Annotated in this window: 13 protein-coding genes and 1 tRNA gene; 12 read left to right on the top strand and 2 right to left on the bottom strand. The window is 59.4% G+C overall.

Annotation, left to right across the window (positions count from 1 at the left end):
• The 9 genes from Q0Z71_RS17190 to Q0Z71_RS16635 all read left to right on the top strand — a co-directional run.
• Positions 1 to 102, top strand: a 102-nt coding sequence (locus Q0Z71_RS17190; RefSeq protein ID WP_363316742.1) for a hypothetical protein, incomplete at its 5' end; no start/stop codon positions are given.
• 161 nt (positions 103 to 263) lie between these two features.
• Positions 264 to 1826, top strand: coding sequence for a cardiolipin synthase (gene cls / locus Q0Z71_RS16670; protein ID WP_298025190.1), 1563 nt, complete (start codon positions 264 to 266; stop codon positions 1824 to 1826).
• A 47-nt stretch (positions 1827 to 1873) separates the two neighbouring features.
• Positions 1874 to 2749 carry an ATP-binding protein gene (locus Q0Z71_RS16665; protein ID WP_298025187.1) on the top strand — a complete coding sequence of 292 codons (876 nt, stop codon included), beginning with the start codon at positions 1874 to 1876 and terminating at the stop codon, positions 2747 to 2749.
• A gap of 18 nt (positions 2750 to 2767) precedes the next feature.
• The gene (locus Q0Z71_RS16660) at positions 2768 to 5140 is read left to right on the top strand and encodes an SEL1-like repeat protein (protein ID WP_298025185.1); all 2373 of its coding nucleotides are present in this window, start codon (positions 2768 to 2770) and stop codon (positions 5138 to 5140) included.
• An 87-nt stretch (positions 5141 to 5227) separates the two neighbouring features.
• Positions 5228 to 5301 (top strand) — tRNA-Gln (locus Q0Z71_RS16655).
• 775 nt (positions 5302 to 6076) lie between these two features.
• The gene (locus tag Q0Z71_RS16650; protein ID WP_298025182.1) at positions 6077 to 6259 is read left to right on the top strand and encodes a hypothetical protein; all 183 of its coding nucleotides are present in this window, start codon (positions 6077 to 6079) and stop codon (positions 6257 to 6259) included.
• A gap of 147 nt (positions 6260 to 6406) precedes the next feature.
• Positions 6407 to 7042 (top strand): thiamine diphosphokinase, encoded by a 636-nt coding sequence (locus tag Q0Z71_RS16645; protein WP_298025179.1) that lies wholly within the window; start codon positions 6407 to 6409, stop codon positions 7040 to 7042.
• Positions 7043 to 7186: 144 nt separating this feature from the next.
• Complete coding sequence (gene xdh, locus Q0Z71_RS16640) at positions 7187 to 9736, top strand: selenium-dependent xanthine dehydrogenase (RefSeq protein WP_298025176.1); 2550 nt, start codon at positions 7187 to 7189, stop codon at positions 9734 to 9736.
• A 372-nt stretch (positions 9737 to 10108) separates the two neighbouring features.
• Positions 10109 to 10315, top strand: coding sequence for a hypothetical protein (locus Q0Z71_RS16635; RefSeq protein ID WP_298025174.1), 207 nt, complete (start codon positions 10109 to 10111; stop codon positions 10313 to 10315).
• 37 nt (positions 10316 to 10352) lie between these two features.
• On the opposite strand, the gene Q0Z71_RS16630 is transcribed toward Q0Z71_RS16635, so the two are convergent.
• Positions 10353 to 10937 (bottom strand): nucleotidyltransferase family protein, encoded by a 585-nt coding sequence (locus tag Q0Z71_RS16630; RefSeq protein WP_298025172.1) that lies wholly within the window; start codon positions 10935 to 10937, stop codon positions 10353 to 10355.
• A 109-nt stretch (positions 10938 to 11046) separates the two neighbouring features.
• Between Q0Z71_RS16630 and xdhA the strand changes: the two genes are divergently transcribed.
• Genes xdhA through xdhC form a run of 3 tightly spaced genes read left to right on the top strand, consistent with a single transcriptional unit; the run spans position 11047 to position 14740 of the window.
• The gene (gene xdhA, locus Q0Z71_RS16625) at positions 11047 to 13341 is read left to right on the top strand and encodes a xanthine dehydrogenase subunit XdhA (RefSeq protein ID WP_298025169.1); all 2295 of its coding nucleotides are present in this window, start codon (positions 11047 to 11049) and stop codon (positions 13339 to 13341) included.
• Between the two features lie 14 nt (positions 13342 to 13355).
• Positions 13356 to 14237, top strand: coding sequence for a xanthine dehydrogenase subunit XdhB (gene xdhB, locus Q0Z71_RS16620; protein ID WP_298025165.1), 882 nt, complete (start codon positions 13356 to 13358; stop codon positions 14235 to 14237).
• Positions 14237 to 14740, top strand: coding sequence for a xanthine dehydrogenase subunit XdhC (xdhC, locus tag Q0Z71_RS16615; protein WP_298025162.1), 504 nt, complete (start codon positions 14237 to 14239; stop codon positions 14738 to 14740). Before xdhB ends, xdhC begins: the two co-directional genes overlap by 1 nt.
• Positions 14741 to 15322: 582 nt before the next feature.
• On the opposite strand, the gene Q0Z71_RS16610 is transcribed toward xdhC, so the two are convergent.
• Positions 15323 to 16000 carry a hypothetical protein gene (locus Q0Z71_RS16610; protein WP_298025159.1) on the bottom strand — a complete coding sequence of 226 codons (678 nt, stop codon included), beginning with the start codon at positions 15998 to 16000 and terminating at the stop codon, positions 15323 to 15325.
• Positions 16001 to 16237 lie beyond the last annotated feature (237 nt).

The following is a 16237-nucleotide window of genomic DNA, read 5'->3' as shown; positions in this document are numbered from 1 at the left end:
TGGGACGAGGTCAAGCGGTTTGAGAATCCCCACACCTTTTACGTGGATCTCAGTCAGAAGCTCTGGGACATCAAGCAGGCCCTCCTGCGTAAAAGCAGATAACAGAACAGTCCTGCCGCAGGCATCCAGTCTGAGGCAGGGCTGTTTTTTCGTTTTGAGATGTTTTTTGCCAATTCACAGAATTGTCATTGAAGCCCGGCACATTTTCCTGTATAATACTCTGATGAGCTGCTGAAACTGGAAGCTACAGGAGGTGACTGTCCATGCACAAAAAGCTGCCCCATCCAACGGAACGGACCGAGCGGCGGATCTCCGCCGTCACCAGTATCTCCATGTGCGCGCTGACGGTCATCGCCCAGATCATCACCACACTGCTGCTGACCTACTTCCTGCGGGAGAAGGCCAGCTATGTCTATGCGCTGCTGGTGTTCATCGGCGCGATCCTGGCTATCCGGGTGTACCAGCGCCCAGGCAGCCCCTCCTATAAACTGGTCTGGATGTGCCTGCTGCTGGCGCTGCCGGTGTCCGGCATGATCCTGTTCTGCCTGTGGGGAGGAACCCATCAGGCCAAGCGTCTGAGCCTGCGAAACGTTCCGCCCGTCCCCCAGCGGGAGAGCCAGTGCATGGGCAGCGAGGCCAACCTGAGCCGTCTGAAGCGGCAATCCCCGGCGTGGGGCCGTCTGGCGGCGTATCTGCAAAAGCGGGGATTCCTGCTCTACCGGAACACCGCCGCCAAGTATTTTGGCGACGGCACGGCGTTTTTTGACGACCTGATCGACCACATGTCCCATGCGGAGATCTATATTTTTCTGGAGTACTATATCCTGGCGGAGGGCCAGGTCTGGGACCGGATCTTCCGGGTATTGAAGGAGAAGGCGGCCGCCGGGGTGGAGGTCCGTATCATTTTTGACGACTTCGGCAACCTGACCCGCCTGTCCGACACGACGCTGCAGGCCATGCAGGACGCGGGCATCGAGGTGGAGGTCTTTAATCCGGTCCATCGTTATGTCAACCGCATCTATTTCAACTACCGGGACCACCGCAAGATTGCCGTGATCGACGGTCAGTTCGCCTATACGGGCGGCATCAACATCGCGGACGAGTACGCCAACCTGATCGTCCGCTTCGGCCACTGGAAGGACAGCGCCGTCCGCATCGAGGGGGAGGGGGCCTGGGGGTTTGCCGCCCAGTTCATCCAGATGTGGAAGATGATCGGCAGGACCCTGTCCAACGAGGACGACTATTACCGGCCCCGTCACGACGGCCCGGAGGCCCCGGGCTTCTGCCAGCCCTTTACCGACGGGCCGCTGAACAACCCCGACAACCCCATCGAGGAGACCTACCTGCAGCTCATCGCCTCCGCCAAGCGGCTGCTATACCTCACCACGCCCTATTATGCCGTGGAGGAGTCCATGCAGAAAACACTGTGCATTGCCGCGGACGCCGGAGTGGATGTGCGGCTGATGATCCCCGCCGTTCCGGATCACAAGCTGACCTACATGGTGGCGGAGACCTACTGGGGGGAGCTGCTGCGCCACGGCGTCAAGATCTACAAGTACTCCCCCGGCTTCCTGCACGCCAAGAGCGTTCTGGTGGATAGGGAGGTGGCGCTGATCGGCAGCACGAACATGGATTACCGAACCTTCCAGCTCCACTATGAATGCGGTGTGCTGCTGTACCACATGCCTGCGGTGGAGGAGCTGCTGGAGGACCTGGACCATACGATGGCGGAGAGCGCCCGCTATACGCTGGAGGAATGGGAGCAGCGGCCCTGGCACCGCCGGATGTTTGCATCCATCCTGAAATTGGGAGCCATTTGGCTTTGAGCCGGGTGGCCGAGCGCCGTGACTTTTCATTTCCCCGGAGGTACCCGATGTCCCGTGAATTGACGCCGCGGGAGACTGCCGAGCGCAGTCTCATCAAGACCTATCGAAAGACCCTGTGGAACCCATTTATCGCCGCTGTCAAGCGGTATGAGCTGGTGTCCCCGGGGGACCATATCGCCGTGTGCATCTCCGGCGGCAAGGACTCCATGGTCCTCGCCAAGCTGATGCAGGAGCTGCAAAGGCACACGGAGCAGCCCTTTGAACTGACCTTTCTGGTGATGGATCCCGGATACAACCCGGAGAACAGAAAGCTGATCGAGGAAAACGCCGCCCTGCTGGGTATCCCCATTACGATCTTCGAGAGCGACATCTTTGATGTTACGGTTCAGGTGGAGAAAAACCCCTGCTACCTATGCGCCCGGATGCGCCGGGGCTGCCTGTATGCCAAGGCTCAGGAGCTGGGCTGCAACAAGATCGCCCTGGGCCACCACTTTTCCGACGTGGTGGAGACCACGCTGCTGGGCCTGTTTTACGGCGCCCAGGTCCAGGCCATGCCGCCGAAGCTCCACAGCAAAAATTTTCCCAACATGGAGCTGATCCGCCCGCTGTACTGTGTCCATGAGGACGCCATCATCGCCTGGAAGAACTATAACCACCTGCGTTTTCTCCAGTGCGCCTGCCGCTTCACGGAGGCGCGGGATGCCTCAGGGGACGGCGTGGGGGAGAGCAAGCGGCAGGAGATCAAGGTCCTGCTGCGGCAGCTGAAACGCACGAATCCCAATATTGAAAAGAGCATTTTTCGGGCGATCCACGGTGTTCAGCTGGACACCTTCCCCGGTTTTAAATATCGGGGGAACGCCTATTCGTTTTTGGATTTCTACAATTGTGACGCCGCCTTTGACAAGGACGGCCCGCATACCTGACAGGAGGGAATTTTACATATGGAATACTATCGCTGTGAAAATCCGGACTGCGGCTTTGTGGCCCCGGAGGAACCGGATGTCTGTCCCCGCTGCGGCGGCACATTTTTTGTCGCCCTGACCGAGGAGGAACTGACCGCCGGAGATTGGGTGACCCTGGGGAACCAGTCTGTGGACGAGGGACGGAAGACGGATGCCCTGGCCTGCTACCAGCGGGCGGCGGCTATGGGCGACCCCCTGGGCCTGACCAATCTGGGCTGGTGCCTGGAAGCGGGCATCGGCGTGCCTGCGGACCCGAAGCAGGCGGTGCTGCTGTACGCCCAGGCTGCGGCCCGGGAGTATATGCCCGCCCTGACCAATCTGGGCTACTGCTATGCCTACGGCATTGGCGTGGAAAAAGATGAGGGCAAGGCGCTGGAGTGTTTTCAGAAGGGCGCTGAACAGGGCTTTCCCCGGGCGCAGTTCCTGCTGGGCGAGGCCTGCCGCCGGGGCGCCGGCATCGAGCAGAACGACGCTGAGGCCGCCAAGTGGTATCAGTCCGCCGCCTGGCTGGGCTATCCTGCCGCGCAGACCGAGCTGGGCCGCTGTCTGGAATTCGGCACCGGCGTCCAGGAGGACCTGGAACAGGCGGTGAAGTGGTATCGTGCCGCAGCCGACCAGGACCATGCGCCGGGACAGTGCTGCCTGGGCTTCTGCTACGAGGCGGGCCGCGGTGTGGAACAGAGCTGGGAGGAGGCGGTGAAGTGGTATCAGGCCGCCGCAGACCAGGGCTATCCCCGCGCCCAGTGCAACCTGGCCTGGTGTTATGAGCACGCCAAGGGTGTGGAGCAGGATTACGCCGCAGCCGCGAAGCTGTATCGCGCCGCCGCGGACCAGGAGTATCCCCGCGGTCAGGTGTGCATGGGCTTTTGCTGTGAGCGGGGCCGGGGCGTGCCGCTGAACAAGGAGGAGGCGGCCGCTTGGTACCGCAAGGCCGCAGAGCAGGGGGACGAGGACGGTGCCTGCTGCCTGGGGTACCTGTATGAGTGCGGCGAGGGCGTGGAACAGAGCTGGGAGGAGGCCACCACCTGGTACCGCAAGGCCGCGGACCTGGGCCTGCCCCGGGGCCAGTGCAATCTGGCCTGGTGCTACGAAAACGGCAAAGGCGTGGAGCGGGACCTGGAGGCGGCTCTGGCCTGGTACCGAAAGGCCGCGGACCAGGGGGATCCCCGGGGCCTGTTCAGCGTGGCCCGTGCCTATGACTACGGCTATGGCGTGGCGCAGGATTCTGCCGAGGCCGTGAAGTGGTATCAAAAGGCGGCGGATGCCGGCTCCGCCCCCGCGATGTGCGATCTGGGCGTATGCTATGAGCGCGGCGAGGGCGTGAAGCAGGATTTCAAAAAAGCGGCGGAGCTGTACCGCAGGGCCGCGAAGGCCGGCAACGCGCCTGGCCAGTGCAACCTGGGCTTCCTCTATGAGATCGGCCGCGGCGTGGAGCAGAGCTGGGAAAACGCGGTGAAGTGGTACAGCACCGCCGCCCAGCAGGGGATGCCCCGCGCCCAGTGCAACCTGGCCTGGTGCTATGAGAACGGCAAGGGCGTGGAGCTGAATCTGAAGCGGGCGGCCCACTGGTACCGGAAGGCGGCGGAACAGGACGATCCCCGAGGCATGTTCTGCATGGGCGTATTCTGCAAGCAGGGCCGCGGCGTGGAGCAGGACCCGGCTGCCGCAGTCCGGTGGTATCAGAAGGCCGCCGACGCCGGATATGCCCCTGCCCAGTGCAATCTGGGCGTGTGCTATGAGTACGGCGAGGGCGTGGAAGCGGACCTGGGAAAGGCCGTGGAATGGTACCGCAAGGCGGCTGAACAGGGCGATGCGGCGGCACAGTGCGACCTGGGGTACATGTATGAGGCGGGCCGCGGTGTGGAACAGAGCTGGGAAAACGCGGTGAAGTGGTATCAGGCCGCAGCGGACCAGGGCTATCCCCGCGCCCTGTGCAATTTAGGCGTTTGCTATGAGTTCGGCCACGGCATCCACAAGGACCGCAATAAGGCGGCGGAGTTTTACCGGCAGGCTGCCAAAAAGGGCGACCGGGCGGCTGCGTGCAACCTGGGCTACCTGTATGAGACCGGCGTGGGCGTGGAACAGAGCTGGAAAGACGCGGTGGCCTGGTATACCCGTGCCGCGGAGCAGGAGAGCCCTCGGGCCCAGTACAATCTGGCCTGGTGCTATGAAAACGGCAAGGGCGTCAGCCAGGACCTGAGCAAAGCGCTGGAGCTGTACCGCGCCGCCGCCAAACAGGATTATGAAGGCGCGGCGGAGGCTGTGGAGCGCCTGGAAAAAACGCAAAAGACGCCAAAGGAGAAGGAAAAGGGCGGATTTTTGAAGGGCCTTTTCGGCGGCCGTAAAAACTGAGAAAAAACAAAAATATTTTTCCATGACCTATTGACAAAAAAGAAAATCTTTGTATAATAATATCTGTTCGCTGCGGCGGACAGATATAGCGGGTTTGTGTAAAGGTAGCACAGCAGACTCTGACTCTGTATGTGAGGGTTCGAATCCTTCACCCGCTGCCAAAAGAGGATCCCGGAGCCTCAACGGTTCCGGGATTTTTCCTTTGTTTTCAACGGTTTGCGGGGTATTCAATTATGTTCTTTTAACGTCTTTCGTGTGAAAAAATATGGCTTCATGTGAAAAAAACAGGGTCAATTTCACATGAAATTTCACACAAAAAACGGCCTATTTTTCACTCGCCGGAGCAGGGGCTTCAACATACTCGTTTTTATCTCCAAGCCTTTTTCTTGAAAGGCTTGGGGCTTTTTATTATATATTACCATACTGGGGATTTGCGGAGGCGCCCTCCTCAAATTGACGCGGTGATCGGCCGTTCAATGTGCGGCTGTGCTGCCTGGATACATTTGCAGAGCAGTAATGAACCGCTCCGTAATGGGCACAAATACCTGCCGCTTTTTCCAGATGATATACATCTTTGTTTCCAGGGCAGGGGAGAGCGGGCGGAAAACCAAGCCGCTCTCCTCACTGGTATCCACCAGATGCGCAAAGGCCAAAAGGCAGCCCAGCCCTTCCCGGACAAAGACGGAGCTATGGTATGCCAGATGGAAAGGGCCTCCCAAACGCAGCTCATCCATACGGTTTTTGAACCATCCGGGCAGATCATTCCGCCGTCTCCGCGCGGAAGCCGGCGGAATTGAAACGCTTTGGCGCGAGTCTGAAGTAAAAAGAATGGACAAACTTGGCCTGCATGGCAGCTTTTGGCACGAGGGAGACAGGAAACAGCATGGTCCTACATAATCGCCCCATTTTCGCAAACACTTTCACTGGGGTGATTTGATGTTGAAAACAAAAAAGGCCGGTAATGACAGGCCTGACAAAACGCCGGTCCTGCGTCTGGAGCCGGAAAAGCGGCTGTGTCCGGCCTTTGATCCCGTGACGGTTGCGGAATTTCCCGTGGCAGAGCCGGGGGAGATGGGGTACCGGGTGCTGGACAATTTCTGCGAAGAGCATATCATGTGAACCCCAGCGGCCCGCCGGAATCCTCCGGCGGGCCGTTTTTCTTGCGAAGGCAGGGAGAACGTGGTACACTGACAAAAAACAGGCGGGAGGGAGAGGGCGGAAAACGGAGCGCCGATCCCCAATGACCGCACAAGGAGTGATATGACCATGAAACGCTGCTTCATCTTCGCTGCCGGGACCTTCTACGGACTGCGGGAAGTCCCGGGCCCCGGTGATCTTGTGATCGCCGCGGACGCGGGCTATTTGGCCTGCCGGCAGGCGGGGATCGTTCCGGACCTGCTGCTGGGGGACTTTGATTCCATGGACCAGCCTGCGGATTTTGCCAACATCCGCCGCTCTCCGGTGGAGAAGGACGATACGGACACCATGCTGGCGGTCAAGACCGCGCTGGAGCAGGGCTGCGATACCATGTACATCTACGGCGGCACCGGCGGCAAGCGGCTGGACCACACCCTGGCGAACCTTCAGACCCTGCTGTTTCTCCGCCGCCGGGGAGCGCGGGGCTATGTATATGGCGATGATTTCGTGTGGACCGCCATCGAGAACGAGAGCTTTACGGTGGAAAAAACGGTGGATTGGGGGCTGTTTTCCGCCTTCTGCCTGGGGGACCGGGCGGAGGGGATCGACGAGACCGGGTTTCAATATCCCCTGTCCGACGCTGTTTTGACGCCGGAATTTCCCCTGGGAGTGAGCAACCACATCATGGAACCCACAGCCACGGTCACGGTCCGCCGGGGGGCTCTGCTGATCGGCTGGCAGCTTCCAACGTTATTTAAAATTTAGAATAACGAAAGCTCAAAAGTATGGTTGCGGCGGTGGACGGCATATAGTATAATGAAAAAAAGCGGAAAGGTTGACCTTTCCGAAAAACCGAACAAAATGACCGTGGGACCAGGGTTGGGCACGGCAGCCAAGGAGGAGACATTCATGGCGACTTTTACCGTGAACGGCCAGTCCGTGACCGTCGAGAAAAACCAAAAACTGCTCCGTTACCTGCGGGATACGCTGCACCTTACCAGCGTGAAGGACGGATGCAGCGAGGGCGCCTGCGGCACCTGCACCGTTCTCATCGACGGCAAACCCACAAAGGCGTGTATCCCTCAGACCGACAGGCTGGAGGGAAAGCGCATCGTCACCGTGGAGGGCCTGTCGCCGCTTGAGCGGGACGTCTATACATACGCCTTCGGCATGGCGGGCGCCGTCCAGTGCGGCTTCTGTATCCCCGGCATGGTCATGAGCGCCAAGGGCTTGCTGGACCAAAATCCGAACCCGACACGGGAGGAGGCGGCCTTTGCCATCCGCAATAACATCTGCCGCTGCACCGGCTATGTGAAGATCATCGACGGCATCCTGCTGGCGGCGGAACTGTTCCGCAGGGGCGAGGTGCCGGAGGTCCCCAGGGACTGGTCCCTGGGCGCGCGGGTCCCCCGGGTGGACGTAAAGGAAAAGGTCACCGGCACCGGCATTTATCCGGATGACATGTACCTGGACGGCATGATCTACGGCAGTGCGGTCCGCTCTCAATATCCCCGGGCACGGGTGCTGGCTATCCACACGGAGGAGGCCAAGGCCCTTCCCGGCGTGGTGGGCGTGTTCACCGCTGCCGACATTCCCGGCAGCAACAAGGTGGGGCACCTGAAAAAGGACTGGGACACCATGATCGCCGTGGGGGAGATCACCCACTACCTGGGCGACGCCATCTGCCTGGTGGCCGCTGAGACGCCGGAGATCCTGGTCCAGGCCAAGGCGCTGGTGAAGGTGGACTATGAGGAGCTGCCCATGGTCCGCAGCCCCCGGGAGGCCATGCTGCCCGACGCGCCCCTGGTCCATAAGGAGGGCAACCTGCTGGCCCACAAGCATATCCAGCGGGGAAATCCCGCCATGGCGATCGCCAAGAGCAAGCACATCCTGACCCAGCGGTTTTCCACCCCCTGGACGGAGCACGCCTTCCTGGAGCCGGAGTGTGCTGTGGCCTATCCCGATGGAGACGGCGTGATGATCCTCTCGACAGACCAGGGCGCCTATGACACCCAGCACGAGACCATGGGGATGCTGGACCTGCCTGCGGAGCAGGTGAAGGTCCGCAACTGCCTGGTGGGCGGGGGCTTCGGCGGCAAGGAGGACGTGACGGTCCAGCACCATGCCGCCCTTATCGCCTATCTGACAAAACGGCCCGTCAAGGTAAAGCTGACCCGGGCCGAGAGTATTTTGATCCATCCCAAGCGCCACCCCATGGAGATGGAGTTTGCCCTGGGCTGCGACGAAAACGGCATCATCCAGGGCGTGGTGGCGGAGGTCATCGCCGATACCGGCGCATATGCCTCTCTGGGTGGTCCGGTGCTGGAGCGGGCCTGCACCCACGCCGCCGGACCCTACAACTATCAGAATTTTGAAATTGACGGCTGGGCCTATTACACCAACAATCCCCCTGCCGGAGCCTTCCGGGGCTTTGGCGTGACCCAGACCTGCTTCTGCATCGAAACCCTGCTGAACCAGATGGCGGACCTGGTGGGCATCAGCCCCTGGGAGATCCGTTACCGCAACGCCATCCGCCCAGGGCAGGAGCTGCCCAACGGCCAGATCGTGGATCACTCCACCGGCCTGGTGGAGACGCTGGAGGCCGTGAAGCCCTATTACGATAAGGCAAAATATGCGGGCATCGCCTGCGCCATGAAGAACGCGGGCGTGGGCGTGGGCATCCCGGATACCGGCCGGGTACGGCTCGTGGTGCGGGACGGCAGGGTCCACATCTTTGCCGGCGCCTCCTGCATCGGCCAGGGTCTTGGCACGGTCCTCACCCAGATGGTCTGCGACCAGACCGGGATCGCCCCGGAAAACGTGGTCTATGAGCGGTCCAACACCTATTTCGCACCGGATTCCGGCACCACCTCCGGCTCTCGCCAGACGCTGTTCACCGGCGAGGCCTGCCGCCGCGCCTGCGAGGACCTGCGAAAGACACTAAAGGAAAAATCCTTAACAGACATGGACGGCCAGGAGTTCTACGGTGAGTACCTGGGCAAGACGGACCCGTTGGGCGCGGATGTGCCCAACCCCGTCAGCCACATCGCCTACGGCTACGCCACCCAGGTCTGCATCCTGAACGAAGAGGGCAGGCTCGAACAGATCGTGGCCGCCCACGATGTGGGCAAGGCCGTAAATCCCCTGTCTATCGAGGGCCAGATTGAGGGCGGCGTGGTGATGTCCATGGGCTTTGCCCTGACGGAGCGCTATCCCCTGACCGACTGCAAGCCCACCGCCAAATACGGCACCCTGGGATTGTTCCGGGCCAATCAGATCCCGGAGATCACTCCCATCATCGTGGAAAAAGAGGGACTGAATGTGGCCTGCGGTGCCATCGGCATTGGTGAGATCACGTCTATCCCCACGGCCCCCGCCATCGCAGACGCCTATTTCCGCTATGACGGCCATCTCCGCACGTCCCTGCCGCTGGAGAATACGCCCTATACTCGTAAATGACAGGGAACAGCTATGAACAGCGGCTGATATAGTCCATGAACTTGAAAAATCGCATGGGATTTTTCAAGCGGGCGATGCCCGCTGCGCGTAAAGCGCGCAGTGATGGACTATGAAATGCAAATCAAGGCCGCGGTCCGCGGCCTGTCACAGCGCAGATGCGCTGTGATACTTGAAAAGTGAATATATCACTTTTCAAGTTATTTGATTATAGATCGGGTGAACTGTGTTTACCCGGGCGCATTTGGACGGCTTTCGGATATCCAGACGTTCCCAGAGCCCACAGGGGAGTATATTCTCCGGGAAATCCTGGAAACCGGCTGTCTCAGCCAGAATGCAGCCAATATCATGGCGGCACGAAGGACTATTCAGCATTTGCCCCCTTCATGGGTTCGGGACCACCTTCCAAAGGTTGTTCCCCAATGCCTGTTTCAGGAAAGGGAATGGCAGGAATGGGAGTTCCGCCGGGCGGCGGAGATGCTGCAAGAGGGTTTCCCCGAAGCTTTTGCCTGGCTGGTGGACTATGCCATGAATCTGCGAAATCCTGAGGTGGACGAGGCTGTAGACGATATTCTGGAATAAAAAATCAGGGGCGGTTCCCGCCCCTGACACCCCACTCTTACCGCTTTACTCTCAGCTCTTCCATGGCCTGGGGCGTGTCCACGTCCGTCAGCTCCTGCGCCGCCACCTCCATCAGCACCAGATCCTCCTCATGCCGCCGGATGACGGTGTTCCCGCCGTGGTCCTCCTGAAGCTCCATCAGCTCCGGGAAAAAGCGGGCGGGGAACAGGCAGGGATTGCCCCGGACGCCGTTGTGGCCCAGCGCCGCGATCCTGTCTGGCTGTGTTTTCCAGAACCGCACCAGGTCCGCCACGCTCTCTCGGCGCAGCAGGGGCTGGTCGGACACCAGAAACAGCACGCCGCTGCAGTCCCGCAGGCCGGTCAGCCCCAGTTCAATGGTGTGGCTGATGCCATACTCCGGGTGGTCGTTGTGAACGGCTGAAAAGTGAAATTCCTTTACAAGATTTATGATCTCGGGATATTGAGTCACGACCACCACAGAATCAAACAGTTCTCCCGGCACGGCCTCCAAAGTCCGCAGGATCAGCGAGCGCCCCTGCAGCTGTGCCGCCAGCTTATTGCCGCCATAGCGCCTGGCGTTTCCGGCGGCCATGACCACACACCCGATCTTCAAAGTTTCCATCGTTGAAATTCCCCATTCGTAAATTTTATTGTATATGGATAGTATATCCGGTTTCGCCCCGGCAAGTCAATCCGGAGCGAGACGTTATTCCGAAAAGGAGGGCAGCCCTATGAGCAAAAGTGTTGGAAAAAGCGTGACCCGCGTGGATGCCTATGAAAAGGCCGCCGGGCGCGCCAAGTACATGGACGACCTGTGTGACCGCAGCGCCCTGGTGGCAAAGATCTGCCATTCCACCATTGCCCACGGCTACGTGAAGTCCATCGATGTCACAGCGGCGGAGGCCGTGCCGGGCGTGGTGCGGGTGCTGACCTGCTTTGACGTTCCCCAGATCCCGTTTCCCACAGCGGGCCATCCCTGGTCCACGGACCCCCATCACCAGGATGTGGCGGACCGCCTGCTGCTGAACCGCCATATCCGCTATTATGGAGACGAGGTGGCGGTGGTCATTGCGGAGGACGAGGTGTCCGCCGCCCAGGGCATCCGTGCCCTGCGGGTGGAGTATGAGGAGCTGCCCTTTGTTCTGGACGTGCAGAAGGCCATGGAGGACGGCGCGCCGCAGCTCCATGGGAAATATCCCCACAATATTCTGGCCCACACGGACATCCGCCGGGGCGATTACGAGGCGGCACGAAAGGAGCCGGGGCTTATCAAGGTAGAGGGCTGGTACGACACCCCCACGGTCCAGCACTGCCACATCGAAAACCACGGCTGCTTCGCCTATGAGGAGGCGGGCCGCGTGGTGGTGGTCACCTCGACCCAGATCCCCCACATCATCCGCCGGGTGGTGGGGCAGGCCCTGGGCATTCCCTGGGGCAAGGTCCGCATCGTGAAGCCCTACATCGGCGGCGGTTTCGGCAACAAGCAGGACGCCCTGTATGAGCCCCTCTGCGCCTGGTGCTCCACCCAGGTAGGCGGCCGCCTGGTGAAGCTGGAATGCAGCCGGGAGGAGACCTTCGTCTCCAACCGCGTCCGTCACGCCATCCGCACCCACATCATCTCCTACGTCCGCCCTGACGGCACCCTGGTGGCCCGGAAGTTCGAGGCATTCTCCAACCAGGGAGCCTATGCCTCCCACGGCCACGGCATCGTGGCAAAGGGCATGGGCGCCTTCCCCCAGCTGTACCCCTGCGACAATCTGGAGTGCGACAGCTGGACGGTGTTCACCAACCGGCCCTCCGCCGGCGCCATGCGGGGCTACGGCATCCCCCAGGCCATGTTCGCAGGGGAGAGCCATATTGACGACATCTGTAAAGCCATTGGCATGACGCCCCTGGCGTTCCGCCGGAAAAACCTGATGCCCGTGGGCTATGTGGACGGCTTCTCCAAAAACGAGCTGTATACCGACACCTTCAACCAGTGCATGGAGAAGGGCATGGCGGCCATCGACTATTGCCGCAAATTTGAGGAGTATCAAAACCAGACAGGACCGGTCCGCAAGGGGATTGGCCTTGCCGTGTTCTGGTACAACACTGCGGTCTGGCCCATTTCTCTGGAGTCCTCCTCCTGCCGCATGGTGCTGAACCAGGACGGCTCCCTCCAGTTCCAGACCGGCGAGACGGAGATCGGCCAGGGCTGCGACACCGCCTACTCCCAGATGGTGGCGGACGCCGTGGGCGTGCCCCTCAGCGACGTCCACGTGGTATCCACCCAGGACACCGACGTCACCCCCTTCGGCACCGGCGCCTATGCCTCCCGGCAGACCTATATCGGCGGCTTCTCCATCATGCAGACAGCAGTGGCCCTGCGGGAGCGGATTTTGAACATCGCCCATGAGCAGACCCGGATGCCTGTCGGCAATCTGGACCTGGTGGACGGCCAGATCGTCCACAAGTCCGACGGCCGGGTGCTGAAGTCCCTGGGCGACCTGGCGACGGAGAGCCTGTACTCCCTGGAGCACAGCCAGCACATCACCGCCGAGACCACGGCCCAGATCAAATCCAACGCCTACTCCTTCGGCTGCTCCTTTGCCGAGGTGGAGGTGGATATCCCAATGTGTAAAGTAAAACTCCTGAACATCATCAATGTCCATGACTGCGGAACCCTCATCAACCCCGCCTTGGCGGAGGCCCAGGTCCACGGCGGCATGTCCATGGCCATCGGCTACGGCCTCAGCGAGGAGCTGAAGTTCGATGAAAAGACCGGCAAACCGCTGAACAACAACCTGCTGGACTATAAGCTGTCCACTTTCATGGACCATCCCGCGCTGCAGGCGGCGTTCGTGGAGAATCCGGAACCCACCTCCCCATACGGGACCAAGGCCCTGGGCGAGCCGCCGGCCTGTTCGCCTGCCCCCGCCATTCGGAACGCCATCCTGCAGGCTACCGGCGTTGCCATCGACTGCTGTCCCATCACGCCCCACGTCCTCTATCGGCAATTCAAAGAGGCCGGGCTGATCAAAGATTAAGGAGGGAACCCGTTATGTATGATATGAAAGCCCTGTATCAGGCTCAGAGCGTATCCGACGCCGTGGCCCTCCGCCAGACCCACCCCGAGGCGCACATCATTGCCGGAGGCAGTGATGTGCTGGTCCAGATGCGGGAGGGCAAGCGGGCCGGCGTGGAGCTGATCTCCATCTATGGTCTGGATGAGCTGCGGGGCGTCTCCCTGGAGGAGGACGGCACCATCCGCATCGGCTCCCTCACCAGCTTTTCCCACATCACCCGGGACCCCATCATCCAGCAGTACATCAATGTCCTGGGCGAGGCCGTGGACCAGGTGGGCGGGCCTCAGATCCGCAACATCGGCACCATCGGCGGCAACACCTGCAACGGCGTCACCTCCGCCGACTCCGCCTCCACGCTCCACGCATATGACGCCATCGTGGAGCTGACCGGGCCGGACGGTGTCCGCCGCCAGCCCATCAGCGAATTCTACATCCGAGCGGGCAAGGTGGACATCCGGGAGGGGGAGCTCCAGACCGCCATCCTGATCCCGAAGGAGAGCTATGCGGACACCTTCGGCCACTATATCAAGTACGCCATGCGCAATGCCATGGATATCGCGACCCTGGGCACCTCGGTCAACGTCCGGCTCTCCGCCGACAAAAAGACGGTGGAGCGGGTCCGGGTGGCCTTCGGCGTGGCGGGTCCGGTGCCCCTGCGGGCCAAAACAGCGGAGGCCCTGGCCGCGGGAAAGCCCGTCAGCATGGAGCTGACAGAGGCCTTCTCTCAGGCGGTGAAGGAGGACATCAATCCCCGGGACTCCTGGCGGGCCGCCAAGGATTTCCGGCTGCATATCGCGGTGGAGAGCGCCAGGCGGGCCTTCATCGAATCCGTGAAACTGGCGGGAGGTGAGCTGTAATGGAGAAGCACGTCATGCAATATCAGACCGTCCACTTCAACCTCAACGGCCGGGCTGTGGAGCGGACCGTGGATGTCCGGGCCAGCCTGACCGACATGCTCCGCAACGACTTTCGAATAACCTCTGTCAAAAAGGGCTGCGAGGTGGGGGAGTGCGGCGCCTGCAACGTTCTCATTGACGGCGAGGCCTTCAACTCCTGCATCTACCTGGCCGTCTGGGCGGAGGGCAAGCGCATCCGCACGCTGGAGGGGCTGCTTGGTCCCAACGGAGAGCTGTCCGACATCCAGCAGGCCTTCGTGGACGAGGCCGCCATCCAGTGCGGCTTCTGCACTCCCGGCTTCATCCTTACGGCGGTGGAGATTCTGGAATCCGGCAGGGAGTACACGGACGCGGAGCTGCGCAAGCTGCTGTCCGGCCACCTGTGCCGCTGCACGGGCTATGAGAATATTCTCCGGGCCGTGAAAAAGACCATGTACAGGCGCCTTGGAAAAACAGTGGACTGAATACGAAGAACGCCCCGCCAAATGCTGGGTGCTCATAAGACAGTAACGTAAAAACACTGAATTATGGCATCTGTCAAGCAGGAGCGGTCAACAAAAGAACAGCGCAGGATGTGGGATAGCACCTACATCCTGCGTTGTTTTATATTTCCACTCTGAGACAACTTGTCCCGAAGTCCTTGCATTGCATGGCTCTGGTGGTATATCCCCCGTCGCCGCCGTCAATCCAGCACAGGCGGGGCAGGCCGTCAAGGGTGCGTAGCACCGCCGCTTGCGGCGGCTTGCCCTTGACGGCCTGTCACGGCTGTGCTACCCCCAGCGGCGGGACGGGGGATATATCCTCCAGAGCCGCCCCCTTTCCCATGATTGGGAAAGGGCGGGGGGATTGGGTTGAACGCCATACCCGGTATATTTCCACCACCGATGTGTTAGCTTTTTACTTTCTCAATCCCTTGTGGCGCAAGGGGTTTAAACGCTAATTTTGGGGTAGGCAATATAATATCATTCCCTGCCCTCGATTTGTGCTTCAAAAGTTAACATGACTATACCATATCAGTTGCTATTTATGATAAACTGTACTATTTATCAATCCCAAGGGGATGTTGCGTTTGGTATCTTGCTTATTCCAGTAACCGCAAACCCCCCATTAAACAGCTTGCTACCTGTATACCACTCAGTCAAAAAATGACTTGCATCCTCTTGCCTAATATACTGGCAAAGCATATGCAAAATGTACGATATAACTATGTACAAAGCTGCAAGAGCATTTAGGACATTCTCCTGGTTTGCATATTTATAATACGGTTTCTTTGATGAGGGGCAAACCTTGGTCCTATCATGCTTTATCTTGTTATACATTGTCCACCAGTTAGGGTTATCTACCTCAATAACAACCTTTCCATTTGTTACACTTTTCTCGGTGCAGTGCCATTCACCCCATGGAGCAAGCATAATTTCTTGAACTCTGATAAGTGAAACATTCGCGCGCACAAAATGGGGATTGCTGTCAAGGATGCATTTGCAATACGTATTGATAGTTTCACCTTTAAACTTCGGGTCGATCAGCCTACAAAGTCCCTTTAACATTACATCCAATTCACTGCATGTTGCCTGAAGAAGTTTAACAAATTCATTGGAGTATGCAGAAAAATTATCCTTGTTCACAGTTAGATATTTCTCTGTTGCAACAAAATCTTCCTCCAAAGTGCGATAGTAGGCGCAGTATTGACGCTGGAAATTAAATAGGGTCGCAGATGTTATCATGCAAAGCTCCCCTCTCTTTCTGTTGTTTGTATTAAAATAACTATATCACAACGAGAGGTATAATTCTATCCTTTGTTTTCTACCTTTGCAACAAGGCAGCAAAATTATATAAGGAACGGCGGCTTTGCCGCCGTGACACAGACAAAAACTTTGGGACAACTTGGGTCTGTTGACAAATCCCCTCCTCAAAAAATATGCTATAATACCCCTAAGGGGGCGAGTATAATGCAGTTGCAA

The organism is uncultured Dysosmobacter sp. (assembly GCF_947631635.1).
Taxonomy (GTDB): Bacteria; Bacillota; Clostridia; order Oscillospirales; family Oscillospiraceae; genus Oscillibacter.
Note: the sequence above shows the minus strand (reverse complement) of the source record. Positions and strands in the feature narration are given on the sequence as shown.

Excerpts from the sequence above, each read along its gene's own strand:
- xdh (WP_298025176.1), top strand. The coding sequence starts at position 7,187 with ATGGCGACTTTTACCGTGAACGGCCAGTCCGTGACCGTCGAGAAAAAC.
- Q0Z71_RS16665 (WP_298025187.1), top strand. The coding sequence starts at position 1,874 with ATGTCCCGTGAATTGACGCCGCGGGAGACTGCCGAGCGCAGTCTCATC.
- xdhA (WP_298025169.1), top strand. The coding sequence starts at position 11,047 with ATGAGCAAAAGTGTTGGAAAAAGCGTGACCCGCGTGGATGCCTATGAA.
- Q0Z71_RS16645 (WP_298025179.1), top strand. The coding sequence starts at position 6,407 with ATGAAACGCTGCTTCATCTTCGCTGCCGGGACCTTCTACGGACTGCGG.
- Q0Z71_RS16630 (WP_298025172.1), bottom strand. The coding sequence starts at position 10,937 with ATGGAAACTTTGAAGATCGGGTGTGTGGTCATGGCCGCCGGAAACGCC.
- xdhB (WP_298025165.1), top strand. The coding sequence starts at position 13,356 with ATGTATGATATGAAAGCCCTGTATCAGGCTCAGAGCGTATCCGACGCC.
- cls (WP_298025190.1), top strand. The coding sequence starts at position 264 with ATGCACAAAAAGCTGCCCCATCCAACGGAACGGACCGAGCGGCGGATC.
- xdhC (WP_298025162.1), top strand. The coding sequence starts at position 14,237 with ATGGAGAAGCACGTCATGCAATATCAGACCGTCCACTTCAACCTCAAC.
- Q0Z71_RS16660 (WP_298025185.1), top strand. The coding sequence starts at position 2,768 with ATGGAATACTATCGCTGTGAAAATCCGGACTGCGGCTTTGTGGCCCCG.
- Q0Z71_RS16610 (WP_298025159.1), bottom strand. The coding sequence starts at position 16,000 with ATGATAACATCTGCGACCCTATTTAATTTCCAGCGTCAATACTGCGCC.
- Q0Z71_RS16650 (WP_298025182.1), top strand. The coding sequence starts at position 6,077 with ATGTTGAAAACAAAAAAGGCCGGTAATGACAGGCCTGACAAAACGCCG.